22 protein-coding genes are annotated in these 23,031 nt (G+C 44.3%); 9 read left to right on the forward strand and 13 right to left on the reverse strand.

From position 1 onward, the window contains the following. The first annotated feature begins 12 nt into the window (after positions 1-12). Both L0992_07200 and L0992_07205 read left to right on the forward strand, forming a co-directional pair. Entirely contained in the window at positions 13-927 is a 915-nt protein-coding gene (locus L0992_07200) for an EamA family transporter (GenBank protein ID XGB68463.1), read from the forward strand. Between the two features lie 263 nt (positions 928-1,190). Further along, on the forward strand, positions 1,191-2,063 hold the full coding sequence (locus L0992_07205; protein ID XGB68464.1) for an aspartoacylase: 873 nt from the start codon (positions 1,191-1,193) through the stop codon (positions 2,061-2,063). A gap of 96 nt (positions 2,064-2,159) precedes the next feature. Here L0992_07205 and L0992_07210 read toward each other — a convergent pair whose 3' ends face one another. The 4 genes from L0992_07210 to L0992_07225 form a co-directional block, all read right to left on the reverse strand. Next, positions 2,160-3,167: a GTP-binding protein gene (locus L0992_07210; GenBank protein XGB68465.1), complete on the reverse strand. Its 1,008-nt coding sequence runs from the start codon at positions 3,165-3,167 to the stop codon at positions 2,160-2,162. Continuing rightward, positions 3,157-3,717 carry a carbonate dehydratase gene (locus tag L0992_07215; GenBank protein XGB68466.1) on the reverse strand — a complete coding sequence of 187 codons (561 nt, stop codon included), beginning with the start codon at positions 3,715-3,717 and terminating at the stop codon, positions 3,157-3,159. Before L0992_07215 ends, L0992_07210 begins: the two co-directional genes overlap by 11 nt. A gap of 37 nt (positions 3,718-3,754) precedes the next feature. Then, on the reverse strand, positions 3,755-5,125 hold the full coding sequence (locus L0992_07220; protein XGB68467.1) for a dihydroorotase: 1,371 nt from the start codon (positions 5,123-5,125) through the stop codon (positions 3,755-3,757). A 65-nt stretch (positions 5,126-5,190) separates the two neighbouring features. Beyond that, a complete protein-coding gene (locus L0992_07225; GenBank protein ID XGB68468.1) occupies positions 5,191-5,667 on the reverse strand; it encodes a transcriptional repressor in 477 nt (158 codons plus the stop codon). Between the two features lie 639 nt (positions 5,668-6,306). On the opposite strand from L0992_07225, the gene ihfA reads away from it, so the two are divergent. Further along, positions 6,307-6,603, forward strand: a complete 297-nt coding sequence (gene ihfA, locus L0992_07230; GenBank protein ID XGB68469.1) for an integration host factor subunit alpha — start codon at positions 6,307-6,309, stop codon at positions 6,601-6,603. Positions 6,604-6,879: 276 nt separating this feature from the next. Here the strand turns inward: ihfA and L0992_07235 are convergent, their stop codons facing one another. Next, positions 6,880-7,659: a RelA/SpoT domain-containing protein gene (locus tag L0992_07235; GenBank protein ID XGB68470.1), complete on the reverse strand. Its 780-nt coding sequence runs from the start codon at positions 7,657-7,659 to the stop codon at positions 6,880-6,882. A gap of 323 nt (positions 7,660-7,982) precedes the next feature. Between L0992_07235 and L0992_07240 the strand changes: the two genes are divergently transcribed. Further along, positions 7,983-8,636, forward strand: coding sequence for a thiopurine S-methyltransferase (locus L0992_07240; protein XGB68471.1), 654 nt, complete (start codon positions 7,983-7,985; stop codon positions 8,634-8,636). Between the two features lie 138 nt (positions 8,637-8,774). Here the strand turns inward: L0992_07240 and purT are convergent, their stop codons facing one another. The 5 genes from purT to sbcB all read right to left on the reverse strand — a co-directional run bounded on the left by purT (position 8,775) and on the right by sbcB (position 13,792). Then, positions 8,775-9,950: a formate-dependent phosphoribosylglycinamide formyltransferase gene (gene purT, locus L0992_07245; protein XGB68472.1), complete on the reverse strand. Its 1,176-nt coding sequence runs from the start codon at positions 9,948-9,950 to the stop codon at positions 8,775-8,777. A 167-nt stretch (positions 9,951-10,117) separates the two neighbouring features. Then, on the reverse strand, positions 10,118-11,005 hold the full coding sequence (gene cdd / locus L0992_07250; GenBank protein XGB68473.1) for a cytidine deaminase: 888 nt from the start codon (positions 11,003-11,005) through the stop codon (positions 10,118-10,120). Between the two features lie 286 nt (positions 11,006-11,291). After that, positions 11,292-11,969, reverse strand: a complete 678-nt coding sequence (locus L0992_07255) for an LrgB family protein (GenBank protein ID XGB68474.1) — start codon at positions 11,967-11,969, stop codon at positions 11,292-11,294. 2 nt (positions 11,970-11,971) lie between these two features. Continuing rightward, positions 11,972-12,343: a CidA/LrgA family protein gene (locus L0992_07260; protein ID XGB68475.1), complete on the reverse strand. Its 372-nt coding sequence runs from the start codon at positions 12,341-12,343 to the stop codon at positions 11,972-11,974. A 24-nt stretch (positions 12,344-12,367) separates the two neighbouring features. Beyond that, positions 12,368-13,792 carry an exodeoxyribonuclease I gene (sbcB, locus tag L0992_07265; GenBank protein ID XGB68476.1) on the reverse strand — a complete coding sequence of 475 codons (1,425 nt, stop codon included), beginning with the start codon at positions 13,790-13,792 and terminating at the stop codon, positions 12,368-12,370. A gap of 900 nt (positions 13,793-14,692) precedes the next feature. Here sbcB and L0992_07270 point away from each other — a divergent pair. Genes L0992_07270 through L0992_07285 form a run of 4 tightly spaced genes read left to right on the forward strand, consistent with a single transcriptional unit; the run spans position 14,693 to position 18,847 of the window. Then, positions 14,693-15,127, forward strand: a complete 435-nt coding sequence (locus L0992_07270; GenBank protein ID XGB68477.1) for a DUF4402 domain-containing protein — start codon at positions 14,693-14,695, stop codon at positions 15,125-15,127. 52 nt (positions 15,128-15,179) lie between these two features. Further along, a complete protein-coding gene (locus L0992_07275) occupies positions 15,180-15,617 on the forward strand; it encodes a DUF4402 domain-containing protein (GenBank protein ID XGB68478.1) in 438 nt (145 codons plus the stop codon). Further along, the gene (locus L0992_07280; protein ID XGB68479.1) at positions 15,614-16,324 is read left to right on the forward strand and encodes a DUF4832 domain-containing protein; all 711 of its coding nucleotides are present in this window, start codon (positions 15,614-15,616) and stop codon (positions 16,322-16,324) included. The genes L0992_07275 and L0992_07280 overlap by 4 nt, the downstream gene beginning before the upstream one ends. A gap of 54 nt (positions 16,325-16,378) precedes the next feature. Next, positions 16,379-18,847 (forward strand): carboxypeptidase-like regulatory domain-containing protein, encoded by a 2,469-nt coding sequence (locus tag L0992_07285; protein ID XGB68480.1) that lies wholly within the window; start codon positions 16,379-16,381, stop codon positions 18,845-18,847. 29 nt (positions 18,848-18,876) lie between these two features. Here L0992_07285 and L0992_07290 read toward each other — a convergent pair whose 3' ends face one another. After that, on the reverse strand, positions 18,877-19,725 hold the full coding sequence (locus L0992_07290) for a sterol desaturase family protein (protein ID XGB68481.1): 849 nt from the start codon (positions 19,723-19,725) through the stop codon (positions 18,877-18,879). 102 nt (positions 19,726-19,827) lie between these two features. Further along, entirely contained in the window at positions 19,828-20,841 is a 1,014-nt protein-coding gene (locus L0992_07295) for a DUF2804 domain-containing protein (GenBank protein ID XGB68482.1), read from the reverse strand. A 170-nt stretch (positions 20,842-21,011) separates the two neighbouring features. On the opposite strand from L0992_07295, the gene L0992_07300 reads away from it, so the two are divergent. Further along, the gene (locus L0992_07300) at positions 21,012-22,046 is read left to right on the forward strand and encodes an AraC family transcriptional regulator (protein ID XGB68483.1); all 1,035 of its coding nucleotides are present in this window, start codon (positions 21,012-21,014) and stop codon (positions 22,044-22,046) included. A 25-nt stretch (positions 22,047-22,071) separates the two neighbouring features. On the opposite strand, the gene L0992_07305 is transcribed toward L0992_07300, so the two are convergent. Beyond that, positions 22,072-23,019 carry a chromosome partitioning protein ParA gene (locus L0992_07305; protein XGB68703.1) on the reverse strand — a complete coding sequence of 316 codons (948 nt, stop codon included), beginning with the start codon at positions 23,017-23,019 and terminating at the stop codon, positions 22,072-22,074. Positions 23,020-23,031: the final 12 nt, after the last annotated feature.

Genomic DNA, 23,031 nt, shown 5'->3' on the forward strand with positions numbered 1-23,031 from the left:
GGAGGGGTCAGTATGAAAAGAAATGATTTGTTGTTAGCGGTGTTCGTGATGGCAATTTGGGGGTTTAATTTCTCGATGATCAAAATGGGTGTGACCAATGTGCATCCGTTGTTGGCAACGGCTGCGCGTTTTTCGCTAGCGGTAATACCAGTGATATTTTTTGTGGCAAGACCGAATGTCGCGTGGCGCTATTTAGTGAGTTATGGCTTCGTGTTTGGTGTGGGCATTTGGGGCATGGCTTCGTGGTCAATCACAGCAGGGCTTTCATCAGGGTTGTCGTCGGTATTGCTCTCTACCAACGTATTAATCGGTATGGCCGTTGGGGTATGGGTATTCAAAGAAAGTGCGTCGGTTCGTAAGTTAATGGGTGCGATGCTAGCCATGTGTGCACTCGCGGTCTTAGTCTCGGCTGCAGAGGGCAATGTCACCGTTAATGGCGTTATCTTGATTATGATTGCAGCGTGCAGTTGGACGCTAATGGGCGTGATTGTTAAGGCGTCTAAAACTAAACAGGCTTTTGCATTCAATGTGTGGGGAATGCTGTTTGCGCCAGTGCCGTTGGTGCTGTTTGCTGTGATGTTACACGGTGAACAAATCATCTGGCAGGGGGTTGAGCAGTGGGATTGGAACACTACGATTGCTGTTCTGTTTCAGGCTTACCCAACCACCTTGTTTGGTTACTGGGTGTGGAATAAGTTGTTAATCCAATATCCGTTAAGCACTACTGCACCATTAACTTTACTAGTACCAATCTTCGCATTGCTCAGCGGTTACTTTATGTATGACGAAGTATTGTCAGTCGCCCAAGTGGTTGCATCGGCGCTGTTCTTGGTCGGGATTGGCTTAATCGTGAAACCTGCGAAGGCAGCGACCTCTAAAACAGTAGATAATGAAGAAGCAGCAGGAAAACTCGCCAAGCAATCATGATGTCGTTTGCAGTAAAGAAGCTCGGTGTAAACTAATTATTGAAACCACAGGTTGAATAAGACTAAGGCCTCGCAATCGCGGGGCCTTTTTATGTGTAGGTTTAGAGGCGAAATATCGTTGCGGTTTAGCGTTCTCATAGCTCCTTTGAATTATCTGATGCTTGCTCGTTAAGTCTTCTGGAGAAATAGGTATATTTTCGTTATGTTATATCGTAACGGTGATGCAAGGGTGACTTGCACTTTCGATACTTGGAAATCAATTACATGGATAACATCAATCAAGTCTTGCTGGTTGCCGGAACACACGGCAATGAGCTCTCAGGTATTTACCTACACAAGCTGATCAAAGAGCGTATGTATGCTGCCGATCGTTCGACATTTTCTACGAATTCAGTTATCGCAAACCCTAAAGCGGTAGAGCAGAACGTACGATACCTTGATACGGACCTAAACCGTCAGTTTTCTAATGCTAACCACGACGACACTGCTGGTTTAGCTGAGTACACAGTGGCGCGACAGTTTAAAGATAGACACGCAAGCACAGAGCAACAACTGATTGTGGATTTACACAACACGACCAGCAATATGGGGGCGACATTAATCTTGCTTTCCAATGATGCTTTCTATCAGAAAATGGGCGCGTATGTGAAACAACGAATGCCAGAAGCTAATATTCTGTTCGAAGATAGAAAGCCTTGGGATGAGCAGCCATACCTTTGTACTGCCGGTAAGTGTGGAGTGATGATTGAAGTTGGTGCTCAGGCACATGGTTCACTGAAGTTCGATACTCTTAAACTGATGAAGCAGATGCTGACCATGGTTCTTGATTACGTTGAGAAGCACAACCTCAACCAAGTACAAGCGTTGGAAGACTACGATGCTTTCTTTTATGTTGAAGAGGTCAATGTTCCGCTTGGCCCAGACGGTATGCGCGTTGCTACCGTGCACCCAGCGATCTGTGGTCGAGATTTCGAGGTAGTGAAGCAAGGTGAGCCGATACTGGCGACTTTCTTTGGCTATGATATTTACTGGGAGCGTGAACAAGACATCTATCCACATTTCATTAATGAAAGTGCTTACGCTAAAGCCAACATTGCGATGGCACTGGCCGAGAAGCGTTTGGTTTCGGTGAACTAGCGTTTTGAACCTATAACGGATTAGTTAAAAAGCCCTATGAATGTATCAATTCATAGGGCTTTGATTTTAGGGAGTGGGAGAATTAACCAGTTCTGGTTAGATCTGACACGCCAACAATTGGTTTTCTAGGTCACTGTCGATGCTGTAACCAATGACTTCTATTCTGGTTTCATTGCACTCATCTAACTCACACTCTGTTAGGCCATCTTCCGTTAGGTTGTAACCAAAGATGCCGCTTTGAGTGATGAACACCGCTTTCATTCGTTCGGCTTTGAGTCCAACTAATACCTTAAGCAATTGCTGACGGTCGAACAGTTTGTCAGCCGCGAATCGCCAACCAATACTTTCAAACCCTTCACCTTGGTTGCTCGCTTTTATCATGCCGCTCTCTGGCATCGGTAATTCTGAAGCGAGTGGCTTGTCTTGTTCATGATGATGGTGATGATGGTGCCCATGAGCTTGATGATGGTAAAAGTTTGTGTCTCCATCAAACTCACCGAAAGGGATCTTACCGTGGTGGGCAAATATGAGTTTGGTGTCTGGGTGACAAACCTGCGCAACGTACTCCGCCAGTTTTTCTTCATCGCCACTTTTGTAGAGATCGACTTTATTACCCACGATAGTATCGGCAATGGTGATTTGCTGATTGAAGGTATCGTGTTCAAAGTAACGTGCTTCAGAAAGCTTACGGGCGTCGACCAAAGTAACGTTTTTCTGTAGCGACAACACCTTACGGTAGTGCTCAGAAGACAAGACTTCTAACACTTTTTTAGGGTGACCAAGTCCAGTAGGTTCTATCAACAAGCGATCAGGTTTTGCCTCAGACAACAGTTGATTCAGCGCTATTTGCATCGGCAAACCAGCCGCGCAACACATACAGCCGCCAGGCACTTCTCGGATAAACACTTGTTGTTTGCTGTCGTTTCCTTGGAGCAAACTGCCATCAACGCCAATTTCTCCAAATTCGTTCACCAAAATAGCCCAGTTTTCATCTGCGGGTTTGTTCTTCATTAGATTGAGAATTGCGGTAGTTTTACCAACGCCGAGAAAGCCAGTAATGATATTGGTTGGAATACCCAAGAGAGGCTTTTTATCAGAGCTCATTGGCAATTCTCCTATAACCTTGAACAAGGGTATGGTTTGCCGAAACAACGGACTCTGAAAACGCAGAATACTCAGGTGGTACCTTTGAGATATTGTTCAAATCAAACCCTGAACCGATGTTGGTCATTGGTGGTACATGGAAGTTCTCAGGTAAGTCGTGTCCGTCTACCACGCAGTTATGGCGAATCACACAACCTTTGCCAATCACCGCATTAAAGACGACGGAATTGAAGCCAATAAACACGTCATCACAGACCTGACAAGGACCATGAATGATCGATCGGTGAGCTATGGATGAGCGTTCACCAATAGTGACGGCAGCGCCAGCTTTAGAGTGAATAACCACACCATCTTGAATGTTGGTGTCGCGCTTAATCACAATGGCTTCCATGTCTCCTTTTTCATTGACCTCGTCAGCTCGAATCACAGCGTAAGGGCCAATAAACACGTTGTCTTCAATGATGACCTTGCCACAAATGATGGCAGTCGGGTCAATGAAAGCGGTCTCCGATACTTCTGGCATGTGACCGCTTGGATTTCTTCTTAACATATTGATTTCTTTTTATTGATGGTAATAACTGCTGAACCTAGCGCTCGAATGACAGCCTCATTGCAGGAGTGACCATGTCACTTGATGTATCAGCGGTAGGCGTATTTTGGTTCTCTGGGGATTCTGGATTGCTATACACCTTGGATCCATTGACCCAGGTGTGCTTGATCTGAGCTGAGAATTCATGCCCTGCGAACGGTGACCATCCACATTGATACAAGCTGTTGTCATTACTGACTAGAGTTGGTGTCTGTGGATCGACTAATACTAAATCGGCGAAGTAGCCCTCACGGATATAGCCGCGTTCCTGTATCGCATAACGGATCGCTGGGTTATGTGCGGTTTTCTCGACAACCTGAGCCACAGTCATGTTTCCCGCACTTACATGGTCAAATAGGCTCAACAGGGCGTGCTGGACCAGAGGTAACCCTGCAGGTGCTTGTTCGTAAGGAACTTGTTTCTCTTCCCATGTATGTGGCGCGTGATCTGTCGCGATGATGTCGATTTTCCCCGTGCTCAACGCTGCTAATAGAGCGTCTCTATCACTTGGGTATTTGACGGCTGGATTGCACTTAATTTGGTTACCGAGCGTTGCGTAATCTTTATTGCTAAACCATAGGTGATGGACACAAGCTTCTGCGGTAATGCGCTTTCCCTGAATGGGGCCGGCTTCAAACTGAGCGAGTTCTTTTTCTGTCGTGATGTGCAGCACATGAAGTTGACTGTTGTGTTTTTTGGCTAGCTCAATCGCATAGGAAGAAGAGGCATAACAAGCTTTGTCATCTCTTAGAATGGGGTGATCTTCAATCGTGAAAACCGCTTTCTCTTTTCTTAATTGTTCTTGGTTTTTGGCGATAACAGGCCCGCTTTCACAGTGGGTGACAATTAGGACGGGAGAATCACGGAATATAGCATCGAGTGCTTGAGGATCTTCTACCAACAAGTTGCCCGTTGAAGCGCCCATAAACACCTTTACACCACAGTGTTTAGTTGGGTCGAGACGTTTAATTTGCTCGAGGTTGTCTTCGGTCGCTCCTAGATAAAACGAGTAATTTGCTAGAGAGCTTTGTGCTGCAATATCGAACTTTTTTTCTAAGGCTTCAATCGTCGTTGTTGCAGGGTTTACGTTTGGCATTTCCATATAGCAGGTAATACCGCCTGCAACCGCAGCTCGTGACTCAGTGGCGATTGAGCCTTTGTGTGTTAAACCCGGCTCACGAAAGTGAACTTGGTCGTCAATCATTCCAGGAATTAGGTAACAGCCTTGCGCGTCAATGACCTCATCGTTTGGGCTTGGTGTAATGTGGTTCGCGATCTTTTCGATTCGCTGGTCGACGACCAATACATCTGTTTCGGTGACGATGCCTTCGTTAACCACGCGGGCATTCTTTATGAGCGTTGCAGACATAGCGTTTCACTTTCTCCTTGTTGATAGGGCTAATACTGTTGAGAGTGTTTAAGAGAGTAGGTGCATCATTGAGTGGAAGCGGGCTCATTTTGGTTCGCACATTCGTCGCACACACAGCTTATCTCTAACTGAGGGCTAACAACGGTGAAGCCTTCTTGTTTAGCATGAGATTGAAGGTCACGAATAATGGCAGGGTGGATGGTTTGCTCGCTGATCTTGTCGCACTTGGAGCAGATCAAAAATTGGGGGATGCCATGCTCATGTTCGCAAAGAATATGGTCGCAAAGTATGAACTTATTGGAGACTTTCAGTTTATGCGCCAAGTGATGTTCTTCTAGGAACTCCAACACTCGATAAACCGACATCGCCTGAACATTCTGATCAAAGTGCTCTTTACAGTAATCGACAATTTCATAGGCAGACAGCGCTTTGTCGGCGTGTACCAACGCACGCAATATCAACAGCCTCTTTGCCGTAAACTGTTTGCCATTGGTTTTGCAGCCTTGTTTTACATGCTTAATGATCGCTTCGACGTCTCTCATTCAATCCACTAAATTAAAAATAACATGGAGATGTTATAACATAACGATTTGAGTGGTGAAACGTACTTTTGGTTTTGTTAGTACTAAGTGTGACTATTATTAGTTTTGAATTAGATAAGGAAATGCGACGTTTTTCAGGTTGGATACGGGGTTCCGTTAGGCCGTACCGTTTTAAAATGTCGACGAGCGCGACACATATCTGCATTCCGATATTGACCCAATCGAATTAAATGCTGAAATGATACGAATCTCATATTTAATAACGCTTATTTAGTAACCTCTGTTGAGTTCGATATCAAATCAAGTGGCTGATTTTATTGGGTATCGGAGAAAAGTCTCAGAAATTAATATTTAGAAAACTAAAGTTTTAAATATTGATTTATTTGGCTTTATTGGAATATAACTCGGCTTGGTGGCTGTGAAGTAGAGGTTTTTTAGCTATATGTGTGAATTTAGAAGCGAGTTATCTTTCTGATTTGAAAGAATAATTCAATAGTTCAGATAAAAAAGTTGGCGAAAATCAGAAGCTTGGCATACACTTTCCTTGTAAATGACCTTATCTCATTGATTGAATAGGGTAAATGCTTTGGCGCTACTGGCGATGGTAGCAATGTTTAACATAGCTTTGAGGAAAGTTTTATGGCACTCACGAAGGCCGATTTGGCTGAGAACCTGTTTGAGACACTCGGATACAGCAAGCGGGATGCCAAGGAAACGGTGGAAGTGTTTTTCGAAGAAGTTCGTAAAGCGCTCGAAAATGGCGAACAGGTAAAACTGTCTGGTTTTGGTAATTTTGATCTTCGCGAGAAAAACGAGCGACCTGGTCGTAACCCGAAAACTGGTGAAGACATTCCAATTTCTGCTCGACGTGTTGTTACTTTTAGACCGGGACAAAAATTAAAGGCCCGTGTCGAAAATATTAAAATCGAGAAGTAGCCAAGCAATAGACCACGCCTAGCGTGGTCTTTTTGTATGTGACGTCTAATTTTAAACTGCGTTAAAACTATTCCCTTTATTCTTATCTCTATCTCTATCTCTATCTCTATCTCTATCTCGTCTAGCTTTCTAGAGCGATAAGCCGATGGATTCACTTTGAGCATTTCGGCTAGCCACGCTGCCTAACTGATCTCCAGAATGTAATATAGCCAAAAAGAAAGGGCTGCAAATTAATGGCAGCCCTTTGAGTTGATATTCTGTGGTGTTCTAAACGGTTTACGCGGCTTTAATATGAGTCGTGATATACGGCTGCCATGCTTGTTGGTATAGCTCTAAAGATTGACGTCTTAGGCTATTGATTTGCGCTGCTTCGATGTCGTTGATTGGGCGTTTTTCAGCAATGGCGTGACGCTCAATGCCTTGGATGATTTCGTATAGTTCGTGCTCTGGGCCACTTTTCACATCAGCAATCGCTTTCAAGTGAAGCTGAACTTCAGCAATGATGTTGGTTTTAGGCAAACGAACTAACAGGTTAAGGTCACGGTAGCCAGAATCAGCAGGTGACTTAAACTTGTTTTTCAATTTCACAACGTCCGCTTCACGGCTTAGTGATTCATACACTTCAACCAAGCTTTCTACGTCGTTTGCGATAATCGTTGCACGAGCTAAGTCGGTAATTCTTGTTACATCGCCATCAAGCTCAAGGTCAATTTTCTCTTCTGCACGAGCTTGAGATTTAACACCTGCGAACAGGGCTTCTGAGTTGGTAAGTAGGGCAGTACTTTTACAGATAGTTTCTAGCTCAGCTTGTGCTTGGTGAGCTTTGCTGTAAAGGATGTCGAAATCGGTATAAGGCTGAGTCGGACGTGAGTCGAATGCTTTTATGCCATACAAGCCGCTTAGGCTATGGCGGAATACATTTGATGAAACTTGGTTTTGCGATGACGCTGTGCGCGATTGATCAGTTGAACTTGTTGAAACAGGTGCTGCTGCGAATGCAGGCGCTCGGCTCAATACTAGAAGCATTAGGGCCGTCGTACGGAGAAATACACTCATTCAAACTCCAAAATACAAGGTTACAAAAACGGGTAGTCAAAAGGGGTAACCAGTAACGCATAAGAGTAAAAACAGCTTAACTAAACTCACTACATATTAAATGGGGCTAGCTAAGGCAGAAACCAACTCTAACGTTTAATATTGCTTTAAAATGTGAACATATAGACAAATAATTCAAGCGTTTGTTCCGCAATTTTAAGAACTTTGAACTCGGCCAGTTTCTGATTTTATTGAAACCAATTTGGAACTTTAAACCAAGCTAAGGTTGCTCTTACCTCTCTATACTGTACCCTTGCATTATGACTGTTTAACATGAACGAAAGATGAATAATCCTGAATTTTGGCACAATAAATGGGCAGCCAACCAAATTGGTTTCCACCTTGAAGATGTAAACCCACTTCTGATTGAATTTTGGAAAAAAACCGACCCTAGCTACGAGAAGAGTGTGTTTGTACCACTTTGTGGCAAAAGCGAAGATCTGATTTGGTTAGCGTCTAAGCATGAAGAGGTTCAAGGGGTTGAGCTTAGCCAAATCGCGGTACGCGCATTTTTCTCAGAGCATTTTTACACGCCGACTGTGACTCAAATTAATGGTCAGCATGAGCTTTACCAATTCGATGAACTGAGTGTTTACACGGGGGATTACTTCACTGCGCCAATTCAGCCTGTCGATATTATTTATGACCGCGCTTCTTTAGTGGCATTGCCTGAAGAGATGCGAGTGCAGTATGTCGAGCGTTTGAAACAACTACTGAAACCGGGTGGCAAGATTCTTCTGGTGACGCTGGATTACGATCAAAACGAAATGGCAGGGCCTCCGTTTAGCGTGCCTAAGCTAGAAATTGCTCAGTTATTTTCAGGTTATAAGATCACATTGTTGAATCAGGATATCGCAGACGATGAACATCCTAAGATTGCGAAGAAAGGTTTGTCTCGCTTCTGTGAGGAAGTGTATTTGATTGAGTCAGACGCTTAAGTTCAGTCTACTTAGTTAAGCCAACATAAATAACACCAACAAAAAGACGGGCTCGATAGCCCGTCTTTTTTATTGTTCAGATTTGAACTCGTGATTGTTCAGATTTGAACTCGTGATTGTTCAGTATTGAACAACTGGTTAGTAAATCACTTTTACTTTCGAAGCGCTTTCAATGGCATCTTCGATTGCTGTTTCTGTGCTATTACGACGAGTTAACGCTAAACCAAGACGACGGCGACCATCAATGTCAGGCTTACCAAACAGACGGACTTGTGTTTGCGGTGCGTCTAGCGCTTCTGCAAGGCCTTCAAAGCGGATATTTGTTGATGTGCCTTGACCAAGGATTACCGCAGAGGCACAAGGGCCATACTGAGTAATTGATTTGATCGGCATACCTGTAAATGCGCGTACGTGTAGCGCAAATTCAGATGAGTCTTGAGACATTAGAGTCACCAAGCCAGTATCGTGTGGGCGAGGGGAGACTTCATTGAAGATCACGTGGTCGCCTTTAACGAACAGTTCAACACCAAAGATGCCGTGACCGCCTAATGCGTTAACCACTTGCTCTGCCGTGTATTGCGCCGCTTTCAGTGCGTTGTCTGACATGATCTGTGGCTGCCATGATTCACGGTAATCACCGTCTTCTTGGCGGTGACCGATAGGTGCGCAGAAGTGAACACCGTCGACTGCACGAACGGTAAGCAGTGTGATTTCGTAATCAAAGTCGATGAAGCCTTCAACGATCACACGACCCGCTCCAGTACGACCGCCTTCTTGTGCGTAGTCCCAAGATTTCTGGATGTCTTCTTCGGTTTTGATAACGCTTTGGCCTTTGCCTGAAGAACTCATTACTGGTTTAACAACGCAAGGCATACCCACGAACTCAACAGCAGCGGCGAAGTCTTCGAAGGTGTCTGCAAAGCGGTAAGGTGAAGTGCTTAGTTTCAACTCTTCAGCAGCTAAACGACGAATGCCTTCGCGGTTCATCGTTAGTTTGGTTGCATTCGCCGTTGGAACGACATTCAAGCCTTGTGCTTCAAGCTCAACTAACTTGCTGGTGGCAATAGCTTCAATTTCAGGAACCACATAATCTGGTTTTTCTAGCTCAATGATAGCTTGAAGAGCATCACCATCTAACATGTCTAATACATGGCTACGGTGCGCAACTTGCATTGCTGGTGCGTCTGCATAACGGTCACAAGCAATAACTTCTAAACCTAAACGTTGGCACTCGATAGCAACTTCTTTTCCGAGTTCACCTGAACCTAATAGAAGTACACGAGTAGCATTTTCACGAGTAGCAGTACCAAACATAGAAATTCCTTCCGATCTTTTGAACGATTGATTGAAAACGGGGTGATCATACTTATTTAAATGACAAAAGCAAACGTTTGCGCAACTTGCGGCGTTAATTACAAGCATAAAAAAAGCAGCCCCGTTAAATAGGGCTGCTTATTTAAATCTTTGTTAACTAGATGTACTTAGATTGCTAAGTAAGTCACTGGAATGTCGGGATTAATCGCTTCTAATGTAGATTGCGTATCCGCCAGGTGACTGATGCTACCTTCAGAAATTTCAACCAAAGCTGCACTTTCAATTTGTTCAAAGTCGAAGCCCGCCAGTTTGAGTTGAATCAATGCCACTTGTAGAGGCGGTAGGCTAGGGTTGAACGCTGCGTTTTCAGCGTAAGCACCGGTGAAAACCTCACCCGACGTCAGCTGTAGTGACACACCACTTAGGTTTTTGGTGTAAGGAGCGTGACTGCGGTTTAGTGCTGCTAGCGCTTCTACAACAATAGGGGTTGTTTCTTCAGTCGTGTACTTATGATCAAGCTTAGTCATTAGCCCAGTCGTCACACCTAAATCAGCAGGGCCGAAAGAGTCTGGCAGGTATTCTTGTAGTGACATCTCATCGCGTTGTGGAAGCTGAACTTTAAGCTCTTTCGCTGTGGTCAGTTCGTTCATAAACTGACGACAGTGACCACAAGGACTGAAGTTGATGGTGATATCTGAGATGCCTTGCTCGCCTTTCATCCATGCATGGCTGATTGCAGATTGCTCAGCGTGTACTGTTTGGCCAAGTTGAGCACCAGCGATTTCAAGGTTTGCACCAAAATACAAAGTACCAGACAAACCACGCACGATTGCACCAACATAAAAGTCAGATAATGGAGCGTAAGAATACGCTGCGGCAAAAGGAAGTAGCGCAATACGTAGTTCGTCATCCGCTAAACCACTTGCTTGTAGTAGGTTGGCAAATTGTTCTGGAGACAATGTCGCGTCAAAGTTGTCTGCTAATACGATGTCACTCAAAAGCGCTTTCATTGATGATGGAGCACTTTCCAGCGCCAGGGTAATACGACTGTTCATGTTGAATCCTTAATTGACCTTAGGCTTTAATTTTATGCAATGCTCAGGAATTTTCCGTGATGGGGGTCACTATTGAATCTCTGTTGTTACATTGGTTTGCATAATTAGAGTGAGGTCACACTTGAAATCGATTGCAAGAGCCATTTATACGGTTGATATCGCACTTATTGCTCGTAAAAGACCGTGACTTGACTGCTATTGCTAAATAAATGCGAATAAAAAGCCCAAGCAGACACTGTAATCAACAGCATTCTGGTTGGGCTGAATCGCGTAGTGATCGTTTAAGTTAAGAATAGAACCAAATCACAACTGAAAACACGCTAGGTGCAATGATTGAGGTGATAACGCCACAGAGCACTAAAGCCAATGAACTGAATGCGGCATCTTCTTGGTTCTTTTCCGCACAAGTCGCGGTGCCCAGAGCGTGAGAAACCGTACCCATGGTTAAACCTCTGGCAATTGGGCTCTTAATACCAATCAGATTATAGATAGGGTAAGCAAAGATCGCCCCGAACAAACCTACGATCAAAACCAATATTGCCGCAATGGCTGCTTCACCACCTAAATGACTCGATACTTCCATCGCGATCGGCGTCGTCACTGATTTGCCTAACAGGCTCGCAATCAAGCTAAGGTCGGCTTTAAAAGCAACCGCAATGATTGCTGTTGTGGTCATCGACATCACACTGCCTAAGGTGCAGGCAAAGGTAATAATGCGCCAGTTAGCTCGAATTTGAGGCAATTGCTCGTAAAGAGGGTAAGCAAGAGCCACAACCGCAGGCTGAAGCATGTAAGTGATCCAAGTGTTGTCTGCGTAGTAAGTCTCGAAAGGCACTTTGAAGAACAACAGAATTGGAATAATGATGCCAATGCTGATCAATAACGGGTTACACAGTGGTGAGTTCACTTTCTGGCTTACCCAGCGAGCAAACAGGAACACCACGATGGTCAGTAGAATCCACATGATTATTTACCTCTCGAAAGCAAGCGGTCTAAGAACCATGATAGAGACACCAATACGATGAGTGTGCCACCAACGGCACTCGCCATGATTGGCAGTGCATTGGCAATAAGCATGTCGAAGTGGTCCATTAACCCAACACTGATTGGGACGAACAATAAGATCATCAAACGAATAATCAGACTGGCACCGGGTTGTACCCAGTGTGATGGAACAATACCTATCACCATGGCAGTAAACAGAATCAACATGCCAAAAATACTGCCTGGAATTGAGGTCTCTAGATATTGTTGTAACGCGTTACCTGCAGTGAGAGCACCTATGATTAAGGTGAAGGAGATTAAGCAGTAAACGAGTTTGATCAATCTTTCTTTCAAAGTGTCACATCTCTTGATAATGAATTAACTAGCTAGCTTTTCTACGTATTGATAAACCGCTTTCAAGATCGCCATTTTCTTCTCGTCACTTTCGTTTTCATGTGCGAGGTTTTCTAGATTCAGCATGTACTCTTCTAAGCGACTCTCGTAAAACTCACGACAATGGTTCGCCCATTTCAGTTGCTCAGCTTCATCAAGTGTCCATGGGAAATGACGAGCGCGGTAACGGAACAACAGCGGCTTAATACGCTCGTCACTGAAAGTGATGTCCAAAGCGGCCAAGTTGTTCGGGTCAGTTTCACGAATGATGTTCATCGCGGTCTTATCTGCCGGAGAGAAGAAACCGTCGTAAAGGTGTGTATCTACATCATCACTTTTTTCGTATTCACGCTCTTGCGAGTACAAGCCAATCAGCTTTTCACGAATCTCTGGGTGTTCACGTAATAGTGCAAGGTTCTTTAAGCACTGCTGACGGTCGATACCGATCGTTTCCGCGTTTTCAGCCGTGAGTGTTTTTGCTGGTGCGAGAATAGGGCACTTGTTGAGTTGTACCAGCTTAATTGGCACTGGCAACTCATCTTCATTTAGCTCGCTTCGTTTGGTGTAGAGCCTGTCCCTTAGCTCGTCGGTATCTAGCTCAAGCAGTGGGCTAGGATCTTTCGCTAAGTCCACCACGATAACGGCGTTTTGGTTGGTTGGGTGCCAAGCCATAGGAACAATCCAGCTTGTGTAATTGCAATCACGACCAAACATGCCTGACACGTGCATTAGAGGTGTCATGTTTACGATGTCGATTAATTCGTTCAACTTGCGTTTGTGGCGCATGTTGTAGAGGTAATCAAACATCTTAGGTTGTGCAGCTTTCAGCTTTTTCGCTAATTCGATAGTCGCGATAACATCGGCCATCGCATCGTGCGCGTTTTCGTGTTCAATGCCATTTGCCACAGATAGGTGTTCCAGTTTGAAGCTTGGGTAACCTTCTTCATTCTCTGGCCAAACAATACCTTCAGGGCGAAGTGCGTGTACGGCGCGCATCACGTCGAGTAGATCCCAGCGTGAGTTACCGTTTTGCCAACTCCATGCGTACGGGTCAATGAAGTTGCGATAACAAGTGTATCGCGTTACTTCGTCATCGAATCGAATGCTGTTGTAGCCAAGGCTTGTGGTGTTTGGCTTTGCTAGCTCTGCGTGAATCTTGGCGATAAACTCAGGCTCAGGCAGGCCTTGCGACATGGCTTTTTGTGGTGTGATGCGAGTGATTAGCGCAGCTTCAGGTGCAGGAAGATAATCAGCAGGAGGTTGGCAGTAGATAACCAAAGGCTCTCCGATAACATTGAAATCTTGGTCGGTACGAACACCTGCGAATTGACTCGGACGATCTTTCGCTGGGCTCACGCCCCATGTTTCGTAATCGAAAAAGAAGTAGGTTGGCTGATTATCTGAACTCATTGAATTTCCTGAACAGTAAGCGGATTACGTTTACTGTGGCTGAAGGTTAGTTTTGTTCAGTATCTGATAGTATGCGGTACGCGTGCAACCCAGATCACAAATAAATTGCCGGAAAACGGTGCTTTACTATTCAATCGAGTCGACAGGGAAGCTTTTGAATCGAATTGTGGCGATTTCTTCGTAACGGTTCTGCCTGTTTACGGTTTACATGAGCGGCGGTGGTGGAGAGTCAGGGTCACTATCAAGGTACAGATGTTTAAGCTATCAGACGACCGTTTAAACCGTTAGATCTTCATGTCTAATGCTCTCCCCAAGTTCGTAGTCTTTCTGCAATATAATTCACTTAGTTTTGACGAGTCATTGGGTATTTATGATTGCAGGAGGGAATTAAGTTGGATAGATCTACGTGTCTCATTTTTAATACTCTTTAAGAGCAATGTTTTAAATCTATGTTTAAAACTTCTTAATACGAAAATCTATTATTTCACTTTTATTACAATTTAATCTTAATACTGGTTTGTTTCATTTTTGAGACTATATTGCAACACGGTGATCTATATAGTGATTCATTTAAATAAAATGCTTGGTTATTACTTTTGTCTATTATGCGGATATTTTAAATAAAGCGTGTTTTATAAAAATAATGACGTATAAAATTAAAGGGATTAAGTGTAAAACCAGTTTTATATCTAATTAATAAAAACACCTAAATACCACTATTTTTGTTAGTGTTATTTATATCAATTTGCGTGATCTTATTCTCACTGCGCCTCATTTCTTTATAAATAAGTGTCAATGTATATATTTTCTAAATAGGATTGTTGTTACTTAATTGTTAACTCTGATTGACTATTAGGTAACCCTAATAATAAAGCCGAATTTATATAAAGGATTAAAGAAATGAACAAAGTCTTTAAGGTTGTTGCTGTATCTGCACTTTCTATCTCTTCAGCGAACGTTTTCGCTGTGAGTGACACTTTTGATGCAACACTAGAAGTAAAACAAGCAATTACAATGACAAAAACCAGTGATCTAGACTTCGGGATCATCACTTCAGATAACACAACTGATGTTGTTATCGCTCAAGGTGATGCGGGAGCTGCGGCGTTTACGCTTTCTGGAGAGTCTGGTGATGCAGTAACAGTAAGTATTTCTGACACTAACTTAGTTAACGGTGCAAATACGATTGCTGCGGAATTCGACTTTAATAGCGCTATAACCCTAACGGGTGGTAATGCGAACCTTAATATTGGCGGCACTGCACGTACTTCAAGTGCAACATTAGTTGCTGGTACTTATACTGCAAACGTTGCAGTAGATGTTACTTACCAGTAATTAAATGAAACCAGTATAATATTATGGCTGTTATAGAGCAGCCATTTTTACGATGAAGTTTCTATTCAAATACGCGATTTATATCGGTCTTGCTTTTTATTCAAGTCCGTTTCACGCACTCGAAATCATCCCTGAAAATATGGAGGTGAAATTTCCGGGTATGTATATATCTGGCTCGGGTCAAAATGCTGATGCTAATCCGGCTAATAGTCAGATTTACGTAGTTCGCTTTTATGTTGAAGGCGAACCGGGTAAAAAGATCGTGGTTTCGCTCCCTTCTAAGCAGTATCTCAACCATTCTCGTAAATCCAAACGTCTTCGTATTAAAAAGTTCTATTTTGGTTGCGGCTTATCAAAGCGAGGCAGAGCAAAAATCAAAGGCAATGGAAGAAGCAAATTACTGTGCATTGGTGCGAGAGTGAAAATCGGCGCTAATCATCCCGCTGGCGTTTATACCAGTACAATTCCTTTTGAGGTTAATTATAAATGAAGTTGTTTATCTCATGTTTCTTCGGCTTACTTTTCACTGCACAAGCCTCTGCTCAACTCCTAATCGCTCCAACTCGTTTTGTTTTAGATGCTGATACCTCTGTGACGGAAAAAATTGTGGTGGAGAACAATTCGGATGAACCGATTCGATTGGAGATCAAACCAATCTATCGACCAGTCAAGGCCAGTGGCTTAGTTCGTACTGACGAAAATATTGCTGAGTCTGAAAATATCGCCGACTGGATTAAAGTGTCACCGCCGATCATTCGTGAATTGAAACCCAACCAAAGACGCACGGTTCGCTTGCGCATGAACGCATTGCCAGACGACATGCCAGATGGCGAATATCGAGCTTATCTATGGTTTTCGCCTATCGCGAAGGCACCTGAACCTTCCCCGCCAGATTTATCGAGAAAGGTTCGTTCTAACAACGGTTCAGCGTTTCAACTCAACTTTCATATCAACAGCTATGTACCGGTTTACGTACAAAAAGGTGAGCAGGTACAAGATGTGAAGTTTCAATGTGATGAGCAGAACCTCAAGATCACGAATGACGGTAATTTCCAATTCAGCGCTAAATTGAATGTCGACGAACACAGCGAAAAGGTGGTGTTACTTCGCAATGCAGAGTTAACCAAACCGCTACCAAAGGGCTCAAAGATTTCATTGGTACAAAACGACCAGCCTTTGTACGAATGTGTTCTGTAGCTTGAACTGTGTGTTGCCAGTGATTGCGAGCTCGATTGAGTGACGAAAAGATTCATGTTTCAACATTTGGTTTGTCGAGTTGCCTTGCTTTGTTCCCTGTTTCCATTTGTCGCTCATTCGCAGTCAGAAGGGGAAAGCGAGGCGACTGAACTTTATCCTGCTCATATCGAAGTTCGAGTAGGGCAAGTTGGCGATAGCTTTTATCGTGTTATGATGGATGATTACGAAGAGCCGTTTATTTCGATATCAAATGCTGCGTTTTCTCTGTTAGAGATGAATGGGCAATGCGATGACAACGGCTATTGTGAGGTCTACTTGCCGCAAGATGTTGGGCGAGAGTCTCCTCCTTATATCGTTGATACTGAGCAAGCCGCCTGTTATCGCGATGAAAACAATAATCGCGATGACAACAACATCCAGTCAATCAAATTTGAAGTGATTGACTCGGAAACCTACATCCATTGGTACAGCTTACAAGCCTGTATCCCCGCCAAAATTCGATGGGACATTGATGACTATCGGTTAACCGTTTCTCCTGAATTCAGCTCGTTAACCGAGTTGGAAGCGGTGATCTCTAAGATCAAAAATGAATCCCGTAAAAAAGCAGAAGAGTTGAAGCGAGCCAGTAATACTCCGGCCATAGAGCCACTTGCGACCGTGGGTTTGGCAACAAGAGTTGCGGCTTCTGTTTACCACGACAGTGAAACGGGCGGTGATGTTTATGCCATTTCCGACACCATCTTAAGTACCGAACATTCCTTGTCTCGCTTGTCTATTGATTCGCGAGAAGATCAGCCTATCGTCTATTACAACATTGCGGTTGAGGCACATGACGGAGAAGGTTCACTTGAAATTGGGCACGTGCTGCTAGATGGCAGCGTATTTACCGTCAATCAAACACTCGAAGATGGGCTGTATTACACCAATCGAAAGCGTCAGCCAGAGTTTGGCAACTTACAACTGGAACGCACTACTCAACCCAATATCAGCATCGATGTGTTGGTTAATGGCATCTATCAAACTACGTATCGTTCTGATGAGTTTGGGCGCTTTGTTGTTGAAGAAGACAACATCTCACCCGGTGATACCATTAAGTTTCGCTACTACCTATCGAAAGGTGTCTGGCAGGAAGAAGAGATCACCGTCGCTGGTTTAGAAGATGCTTTTTTGCCACGCAACGAGTGGGGCGTTCAGGTGGTCGGGAATGAAGGTGCAGACAGAGCGGGTGCTGTGTCTTTGGAGTATGGGCTTGCTGATTATTTTACTGTGGGTAGTGCTTTTAGGAGGCAACATGGCAAAGACTTGGTGGGCTTTCAGGGGCGATACTTACCGACACATTGGTTTGCAGGTCATATCGGTTGGTTACCCGAGTTTAATCGGTTTCCAATGGAGTTTGATGTCTTACTAGGTAGCGATCAATCTGCGTCAATCGAGCTCAATAAAACCGATGAACTGGATTCAGAGTCGATGGAGTATGACGTATTCAAATACAACTTGTCGCTTGCAAATCTCACGGCTTTTTTAACGGTGAGAGACGACGAAGATGAGCTTAGTATCGAACCAAAAGTGAACGCCAAGGTGTCGCGTAATCTGTTTCTCTCTTATGCGGGCGATTATCAATACGCAAAGGACACCCATGAAGATACTTACTTACACACAGTAGAACTCGCCAAAAGTGGTTTTTCTGATACCTCGTGGAACATCTCTGGAACGGTTAATGGCTCAGGGCATCATGAACGCACAGAGCTTTCTTTAAGAAACGCATGTAAAGAGTGTGTACTTGATCCTCTTAATGTATTCCAAGAACTTACCACCAACGTATCTGCTCGCTACCAGAAACAAGATGTCTCGTTTACTGCCTCTTTAGAGGTGCGTGTAAATCCTTATCTGCTGTTTAAGTTGGAAGGGACAGAAGACCAATACGGTGTGGAAATGACAACGGAATTTGGGGCTAAAACCTACTTCGATGAGGGCATCGGTGAGTTTGTTGAGTGGAACCGATACAACCATTCTAAGTTGACCGGGATTGTCTATGATCACCATAAACAACCGATATCCGGAGTGAGCCTGCAGATACTTGACCAACGCGCAGTAAGTGATGCAAAAGGGCGCTTTGAATTTTCGAGTGTTCCCGCTCGAAGCAATCTGCCTATCTATATTGATGAAGGGGCACTAGACCTGAATCTCACGCCGATTCAAAACCCTGTGTTTGTGAATACCAAGCAGGTTGGATTAACTCATGCGAACATCGAAATGGTGGTGTCATTTGGTGTCGATGGCACAGTGGAGGGTGCTATCGAGAGCAATGCGTATCTACACTTCAAACATATCCAGAAAGGAACGGAGTATTCGAGCGAAATCGAGAGTGACGGTTTTTACATGGTAGAAGGGCTTATCGCGGGAAAGTACATTATCACCCTAGAGATGGGCGACAAAAGATACGTTCAAGGCGCCGACTTGGACGGGGACTTTTGGGTCAGCGATCTCACCTTTAATTTTATCGACTTCCATAAAGTGTACTAGGTTTGAACGGTCTATTTTATTTAGGCTAATTAGTCAGAAGGTGGTGAGAGCATTAATTTCACTTTCTGCTTCATGGTTAGCTTTTGGTTTCGCAGGTCTTTGAATATGGTTTTCCACTCTTGAAAGGTCACCGTTATCGGGTTGAAACTCTCTACAGGTTTAGTGACGCCGTAACGCACTGTTTCCACTTCTGGTTCAAACGTACCAAATAACTTGTCCCAGATAATAAGAACGCCAGCGTAGTTTTTATCGATGTATTGCGGGTTTCTGCCGTGATGTACGCGATGATGCGAGGGTGTGTTGAAAAGGTACTCCAGAGGCCCTAGGCTCCGTACCCATTGAGTATGCACAAAGAATTGTAAACCCAGGTTGAGAAGCACCACAAAGATCACCCACTTAGGGTCGAAACCTATGATGACGAGTGGCACCCAAAATAGCCACATCCCCGCAAGTGGGTACATCAGGCTTTGACGAAATGCGGTACTGAAGTTCATACGTTCAGAACTGTGGTGCGCGACGTGCGCTGCCCACATCCAACGGACTCGGTGGCTTGCTCTATGGAACCAGTAGTAGAAAAAATCCTGTAGAACCATCAACACAATGAAACTCAACACCCCCATTTCAATGTCCATTAAACGCCAACCAAACAGCCACAGATAGAGCTGAACGATCAATAATCCGGTTAATAAATCGGAGAGTTGGTGCATGCATGCTAGCGTGAAGTTACACATGACTTCCGATAGCTTGTAACTTGAATTGTCTGGCAATCGACCTTGCTTCTGACCAATGAAATACTCGGCCAACATACAGATCATGAACAACGGAGCCAATACCAACAGCAGCCATTCAGGGTGATTGATTAATGCGTCGATGTTCATTTTTTGTTCCTATCTCCACTATCTGTATTTAAGAGCAAGCCGTATTTGAGCGCCAGCTGTATTTGAGAACTAGCGATATTTGCGAACTGGCATTGGAATGTATTACCAACGAGCGAAATGATCTTCGGTCAGGCCGAGAACATTATCGAGTTGGTGGGTTATGCTATCGTTGTCTTGAATCGAACCTGAAAAGTGACCGACAAACTGTCGGAAGTTACTCTTCAGTAGCCATAAATTGAGCTTTTCACTGCGCTTGTTGAGAGGGGTGAAAGTCAGGTTAATACGACCATCTTGCGAAGTAATCTTCCAAGGTAGATTCGTGTCTTGACGACTAAACGTAAACTGCACCGCATTGAGCAAGTGTCTTGTGCCATTCACCCACAATACGTTTTCACACCCTCCGGTTTCATTGACACCTGCCGCGAGGTTGAGGCCAATGTTTGTATCATTGGATTGCGTGTTGATGCTCGCCCAGCGCCAACTGGTTTCACGTCTCATGTATCCCGCTGAGAAATCATACCCAGCACGAGCTTGCGCTAAGGAAATAGGCTGTTGGTTAATCTCAATGCTGCCCGTTATTTTTAACGCGTTATGCTTTTGGGTGTAGGTCCAACCTGAGTAACCTGTTGGGCTGCACATTGCCATGGGTAAGCTGTCGCTTTCTGGCTCTAGGTAAACCTTGGCATTAATGAGTTTCGTGTTGAGCGACACTTTCCATTGTCCGCCCTCAATATCAAACACGATGCTTCGTCCTGCGATGTGTGTAATACCTTCAAACGGGGAGTTTGTTACCTGTTTATCAAACCCCAGAGGTCGTAACCATGAGCTCTCTTCTAACTCGTTATTTTCGATGTCGTAGACGTAGCAAAACGCAGAACTCAAATAACGAATGTCAGCAATGGCTATGCCGATTATGTGAGTCTCGGTAACAATGCTGACAAACTGAAACTGCTTGTAATGGAAGTGCTTCTGCCACAGGTTTGCTTTGGCGTCCATGGCGTTTCGGTAGTCGAACTTGTCTATGTTGAGATGTTTTGGGATGCCATCGAAATGCCCAATCGTCGGCTGACCATTAGAATCAATCAAGCTATGTGGAGCAGGGGTGGTTTTTATCATTGCGATGGTTCACATAAATTTAACAATTAACAGCATTGTGCGACGAGTGACGTAAAATTGGGAGGTCATAATCGGACAAGAGCAGGTTATCAATCACGATTTTGTTAGCTTGGGTTCTAGAAGCTGAGTAGTGATGAGTGTGGCAATAGGCTCAGTATAAGGAGACTAAATTGGAAATTATCGCGGAGTATATGCCAACGGAGCATCGCCACCAATTGGGCACATTGGATGTCGCGTTATTGCTGAATACATTGGCGCAAAGAGGTGTGGGTATTGAAATGCTGCTTGTTGGTGCCGGGTTAGAAAGCCTAGATTGGCAAAATCCTAATGGGAAGCTGACTTATGCGGATAAACTGTCCATCTTCAGTGCGGCTAACCACAGCTTTCCACACGATGGTTTGGGCTTATGGTTGGGAGAACATGCTAGCTTGAGCCACTTCGGTGTGTTGGGGTATGCCTTATCGACCAGTCAAAATGTGGGCGAGGCGATTAAATCTGGCTTTAAATACTTGCGTTTAAACGGGCCTATCTTCTCGGTTAAGCTGATTGTTGATGCTGAGCACGCGGTAATTCAAATTGAAAACACCTTGGAGGTAGGAGAGCTACTTCCATTCTGTAACGAGTATTTCCTCAGTTCGATTGTTTCTTTGTTCAAGGAGTTAACGGGAGATGAATTAGCCATTCAAACATTGTCTTTCCCTTATGTTCAGCCAAGTTATGCCAAGCTTTATGATGAACGCTTTCAGTGTCCGGTGACGTTCGGGCATATCACCTGTGAGCTGCATTTTGACGCCTCGGTTTTATCACAAACATTAGCCACCCATGATGCCGCAACGCTTAAACGTTACCTCACTTCTTGTCAGTCGATAGTGGAGACGTTGGATTCTGAACATCTATTAACGAATCAGATCAAAACGATCTTTTATCAAACCGCAGGTAGCTTCCCAACTATAGAGCAACTCGCGCTAGAGTTTGGTTGCAGTTCACGCACACTCAGACGAGAACTGGTCTCTCATAATTCCAGTTATCAAGCGCTACTTACTGAAGTCCGGGTAGAATTAGCCAAAGAGCTATTGCTTGGCACAAGCATGAGTATTGATGACATCGGTGAAAGGCTTGGCTATAACGATCCTGCTAACTTCAGAAGGGCGTTTAAAGGTTGGTTGAGTAAAACGCCCGCGCAGTTTCGTGACGGTTTAACTTAACTTAGCTTGACTGTCTGACCCTATATTATTCAAAGAACTGCTCACGAAATTCAGTTATTTGTTGTTGATAGTGGTCGTTCCATTGTTGTGTATCCCAATTAGCATGATTTGCAGAACGTTGAGAGTCTAAGGTCGATTTCAATTGAGCCAGTTGTTCGTGATACGTCATCACAGTCTGCCGTTGTTGCGCCACTTGTTGTTCACGCGCGGCGATATTATCGGCCTGTGCTGCATCCAAATATGTTTGTTGAAGTTCAGCCTTGATGGTCGCTAGCTCGGCAGAACTGTAGTTGTTTGGCAGCAAGGAGACAGCAAGCTCGTATTGTTGAGCCGGATTTTCTGCGTTGAACGTTCCCGTTTTACTTTCCCATTCCGAGAGTAAAGCTTGATAGTGTAAGACAAACTCAGTCGCTTCGACTTCCTCAAGCGTGTTTGCGCTAAGCGTAAAATCCAAATGCGCAAATTGATCGGCGAACAGCTGGTGGGTTAACTCTCCCCATACCTCTTGTGCAGATTGCTTAAATAGCTCAACACGCGCTTCTAAAGAGTCGATGGATTCGAGTGGCATTGTGCTTTCCCTTACTTGCCAATCGGCAGAGAGCTTGGGGTAATCACTTAATAGTTCAAACCACTCTATCGGTAACTCAGATTTCAACTGCGCGAGCTGTTCCGTGCAATTGTCCGCTTGTTGGCAAAGCGACCAAAACTTATCGAGCTCATTGTGTAGCGCCTTTCCTTCGAGTTCAGTTAGGTTTTCTGCATACGCTTTTCCGTGCAGGTTTTCAGTTTGGAGTTGTTTACCTTGCGAAACGGGATTGTCTGAAAAGCCTGCCGTATTTGGTGTGGGACTATCTTCATCAGTCGTTTTAGAAACCCGCTGTTTTGCTTCTGTATGTTGGACAGAGGATTGCGGTGTTTCAATCGATCTTGATGACCATGAATAGCCAACAATGCTCGTCACAGCGACGAGCATTAGGATTAATAT

This window comes from Vibrio pomeroyi (assembly GCA_041879425.1).
GTDB lineage: Bacteria > Pseudomonadota > Gammaproteobacteria > Enterobacterales > Vibrionaceae > Vibrio > Vibrio pomeroyi_A.

What these genes read in the sequence shown, in the direction of transcription:
- L0992_07305 (XGB68703.1), bottom strand. Translation starts at nt 23,019, where the DNA reads ATGCTCGTCGCTGTGACGAGCATTGTTGGCTATTCATGGTCATCAAGA.
- L0992_07285 (XGB68480.1), top strand. Translation starts at nt 16,379, where the DNA reads ATGTTTCAACATTTGGTTTGTCGAGTTGCCTTGCTTTGTTCCCTGTTT.
- ihfA (XGB68469.1), top strand. Translation starts at nt 6,307, where the DNA reads ATGGCACTCACGAAGGCCGATTTGGCTGAGAACCTGTTTGAGACACTC.
- cdd (XGB68473.1), bottom strand. Translation starts at nt 11,005, where the DNA reads ATGAACAGTCGTATTACCCTGGCGCTGGAAAGTGCTCCATCATCAATG.
- L0992_07220 (XGB68467.1), bottom strand. Translation starts at nt 5,125, where the DNA reads ATGTCTGCAACGCTCATAAAGAATGCCCGCGTGGTTAACGAAGGCATC.
- purT (XGB68472.1), bottom strand. Translation starts at nt 9,950, where the DNA reads ATGTTTGGTACTGCTACTCGTGAAAATGCTACTCGTGTACTTCTATTA.
- L0992_07215 (XGB68466.1), bottom strand. Translation starts at nt 3,717, where the DNA reads ATGTTAAGAAGAAATCCAAGCGGTCACATGCCAGAAGTATCGGAGACC.
- sbcB (XGB68476.1), bottom strand. Translation starts at nt 13,792, where the DNA reads ATGAGTTCAGATAATCAGCCAACCTACTTCTTTTTCGATTACGAAACA.
- L0992_07240 (XGB68471.1), top strand. Translation starts at nt 7,983, where the DNA reads ATGAATAATCCTGAATTTTGGCACAATAAATGGGCAGCCAACCAAATT.
- L0992_07200 (XGB68463.1), top strand. Translation starts at nt 13, where the DNA reads ATGAAAAGAAATGATTTGTTGTTAGCGGTGTTCGTGATGGCAATTTGG.
- L0992_07205 (XGB68464.1), top strand. Translation starts at nt 1,191, where the DNA reads ATGGATAACATCAATCAAGTCTTGCTGGTTGCCGGAACACACGGCAAT.
- L0992_07270 (XGB68477.1), top strand. Translation starts at nt 14,693, where the DNA reads ATGAACAAAGTCTTTAAGGTTGTTGCTGTATCTGCACTTTCTATCTCT.
- L0992_07290 (XGB68481.1), bottom strand. Translation starts at nt 19,725, where the DNA reads ATGAACATCGACGCATTAATCAATCACCCTGAATGGCTGCTGTTGGTA.
- L0992_07275 (XGB68478.1), top strand. Translation starts at nt 15,180, where the DNA reads ATGAAGTTTCTATTCAAATACGCGATTTATATCGGTCTTGCTTTTTAT.
- L0992_07225 (XGB68468.1), bottom strand. Translation starts at nt 5,667, where the DNA reads ATGAGAGACGTCGAAGCGATCATTAAGCATGTAAAACAAGGCTGCAAA.
- L0992_07210 (XGB68465.1), bottom strand. Translation starts at nt 3,167, where the DNA reads ATGAGCTCTGATAAAAAGCCTCTCTTGGGTATTCCAACCAATATCATT.
- L0992_07255 (XGB68474.1), bottom strand. Translation starts at nt 11,969, where the DNA reads ATGTGGATTCTACTGACCATCGTGGTGTTCCTGTTTGCTCGCTGGGTA.
- L0992_07295 (XGB68482.1), bottom strand. Translation starts at nt 20,841, where the DNA reads ATGATAAAAACCACCCCTGCTCCACATAGCTTGATTGATTCTAATGGT.
- L0992_07235 (XGB68470.1), bottom strand. Translation starts at nt 7,659, where the DNA reads ATGAGTGTATTTCTCCGTACGACGGCCCTAATGCTTCTAGTATTGAGC.
- L0992_07280 (XGB68479.1), top strand. Translation starts at nt 15,614, where the DNA reads ATGAAGTTGTTTATCTCATGTTTCTTCGGCTTACTTTTCACTGCACAA.